Genomic DNA, 2,565 nt, shown 5'->3' with positions numbered 1-2,565 from the left:
TTGGTGCCTCTTTTTGATTTACCATTTTGAGATATGCCGATGGAGTCATTCCATTTGCTTTTTTGAAAATCCTATTGAAAGAAGACTTTGAATTAAAACCACAATCATATGCCACTTCAATTAGTTTATAGTGTTTATATTTTGATGTGATAATTCTATGCTTAAATTCATTTACTCTTTTTGAGTTTATGTAATCATGGAAATTAAGGTCTAATTCTTCATTAATATACTGGGAAATATAATTTGGTTGTGTTTTGAGTTTGGTGGCTAAAATTGATAATGAAAGTTCAGGGTCAAGAAATATCTTCTCCTCATCCATTAATCTTGTCAAATGCATTTTGATAGAAAAGCGTCTTTCTTCGTTGAGCCCTGAGTTTTGATATTGCTTGGTGATAGTTTTACCCTCTTTATTAGCTTTCTCTTTTACCAAAGTGCTATTTCGTCCTGTATTCAAGGAAATTTGGTTTGAAAAAATTCGTCCTTGTTTAATACCAAAAACTCCAATTAGTAATACAAAAAGTGTAACTGCCAGAAAAGTGTGGGTTTCTTGACCAAAGATTACCACAATCCAAATAAAAAGAAGACCATAAATTAAATTTTGTAGCCATTTTAGGTCGATTTTAGATATATTTGAAAACTGTTGTTTTATATTTGTTTGATATTTTTTGATATCTCTAAGACTCCACAAAATATATCCTAATCCGGAGGCCAAAATTAGCATCAAATTAATTTTTACGAATGCTTCATAACCAATCCCCTTATTCTCAAGTACAAATATTTTATCTAGTACCGGTAAGCGATAAAAATTTAGAAGGTAAAGATGCATCAAAAAGAATGGTAGGAAATGCATCCAATAGTGTCGATTTTTAGAGGTCAGGGGTTTAATCAATAATGATGTATAGGTAAACAAAAAAGGGCCGTGTAATAGGGGAAACGGTATTATTACTCCTGCTAAAAAACCATATTTTGAAATTTGTCCTGAATAATCTAGGTAAAATAACCATTGATGTATGGTGATTACCAAAAGCCAAAATAGTAGTACTTTGTCTGCTGGATTTTTCCCTTTTTTGAGTGTTAATATAATCGATAAAAACAACGATATATTAATTCCAAATATAAATATCATTTTCTCCTTACCATTTTGTTCTATGTTCCTAGCAAATAGATTTTGGTGTGGTGGTTTTTGCTTTTGGTTTATGGTAAGTTAATAAAAAATGAGGGACTAAAAACCACTTCAATTTTAGGTTACATGGACGTGGGAATGTTTCATAATCTTTGACTTCACTTATATTCAATCTTTTTATACAATGTGTACGATAATTATAGCAAACCACTTGGGAAGTATATAATCAAATATGGTTAAAAAAATGAGTCCTTGGAATATAGAGTAAATGGTCTTAAAATGGGGGGATAGAGACACCTATCGAACACGGAAAAAGGAGATAAAATACCTGATTTTAAATTAAGTATACCCTAAGTTTCCTAATAGCGGCTTGATGTTCATTTTATAAAACATGTCTATAGGGATAATATGCCTTTCTCAAAGATTATTAGGTAAATTATTGATTCCAGTATTCAATAATTAAAGTTTTGGCAATATTGAATCATTTTTCTTGATAAGGATTTAATTTTAATTATCTTTTTTTAATAAAAAATAACAATAATTGAATATTAAAAATTTTTTAATCTCTAATTTTGTGTTTTTTAAACAGGTGTATTTTTAAGGCATGGTGAGGTTTTTTCTTTTAGTAATAGGATTATTATTGTTTTTTCATTCTGTATTTTCTCAAAAAAAAGCACCCAAGTTTGGGAAAGTCTCAATAGAAGAGCTACAAATGAATATATATAGTCCGGATTCAACTGCAGAGGCAGTAATCTTGTATGATAAAGGGGCATTTGATAGGGCCACTCATCGCTTTAAAAGACATATTCGAATTAAGATTTTAAAACCAGCAGGAACCAGATGGGGAGATTGGAGCTTCTCGACGACCAATAAAAGTGTATTTCAGGGATATGTATATAATCTGGAAAAAGGAGAAATAGTAAAGGACAAATTAGAACCTAATTCAATCCACAAAGAAGAAGTAATTAATGAATTTGATGTTTACAAAGTGTTTATGCCCAATGTGCGAGTAGGTTCAGTTGTAGAAATAATGTATTATTTTGACGGTTTTCCTCGAAAATGGGAATTTCAGCACAATATTCCAACCGCTTATAGCGAACTTGAAATGGATCAAACCAAATATATTATCTACAAAAGGAATTTTTATGGTCTTGAACCTATTCAAACTCTTATCCCAGGAAGGCTATGGATTGCAGAGCAAATACCAGCTATGACAACCGAGCCTTTTATGAATCACTATAGTAATTACATTACAAAGTTTGAATTTGATATTGAATCTATAAAAGTACCTGGTCGTTATTACAGGGATTTTGCGACTTCTTGGAAAGCTATTAATAATGTTTTACGTCAGACCCCCTTATTTTCAAGCTTGTTAAAAGAAACATCTTTTTTAAATGCATTTGTTAAAGAGGTGGAACAATTAGGACTCACTAAAAAGGAAA

General features: G+C 30.6%; 2 protein-coding genes. One reads left to right on the top strand and one right to left on the bottom strand.

Translation table 11 applies throughout. From position 1 onward, the window contains the following. A partial coding sequence (locus E1171_RS03010; protein ID WP_187696219.1) for a helix-turn-helix domain-containing protein occupies window positions 1–850 on the bottom strand: 850 nt, incomplete at its 3' end. A gap of 985 nt (window positions 851–1,835) precedes the next feature. On the opposite strand from E1171_RS03010, the gene E1171_RS03005 reads away from it, so the two are divergent. After that, a partial coding sequence (locus tag E1171_RS03005) for a hypothetical protein (RefSeq protein ID WP_155203943.1) occupies window positions 1,836–2,565 on the top strand: 730 nt, incomplete at its 3' end.

Origin of the sequence: Xanthovirga aplysinae, from assembly GCF_009711365.1 — a bacterium.
In the GTDB taxonomy this organism is placed as follows: Bacteria; Bacteroidota; Bacteroidia; order Cytophagales; family Cyclobacteriaceae; genus Xanthovirga; species Xanthovirga aplysinae.
This window is presented reverse-complemented; position numbering and strand designations above follow the sequence as displayed.